This is a genomic window from Streptomyces sp. CA2R106 (assembly GCF_037034245.1).
Classification (GTDB): domain Bacteria; phylum Actinomycetota; class Actinomycetes; order Streptomycetales; family Streptomycetaceae; genus Actinacidiphila.
This window is the reverse complement of sequence record NZ_JBAGKC010000210.1, coordinates 1-284: the sequence shown is the minus strand read 5'-3', so window position 1 is coordinate 284 and position 284 is coordinate 1. Positions and strand designations below refer to the sequence as shown.

At 71.1% G+C, this 284-nt stretch carries 1 protein-coding gene; it reads left to right on the top strand.

Going from position 1 to position 284, the window contains the following annotated elements:
- On the top strand, positions 1 to 284 hold a 284-nt coding region (locus WA788_RS35780), incomplete at both ends, for a Scr1 family TA system antitoxin-like transcriptional regulator (RefSeq protein WP_335984714.1).

Here is a 284-nt window from a genome sequence, read left to right as displayed (position 1 = left end):
GCGCGAGTACGCGCGCGAACAACTGCACCTCGCGCAACTGAGCGACGAACAGGCCGAGGAGCAGGTCACGGCACGGCTCGACCGGCACGCGCGGCTCACCGGACCCGAGCCGGTGCACTACCGGGCCCTGATCGACGAAGCGGTGCTGCGCCGCAAGGCCCGCGACCCCAAGACGTGGACCGCCCAACTGGAGTACCTCATCGAGGCAGCACAGTGGCCCGGCGTCGCCCTGCACGTACTGCCCTTCGGCACCGGACCGCACCACCTGCGCAGCGCCCTGGAAG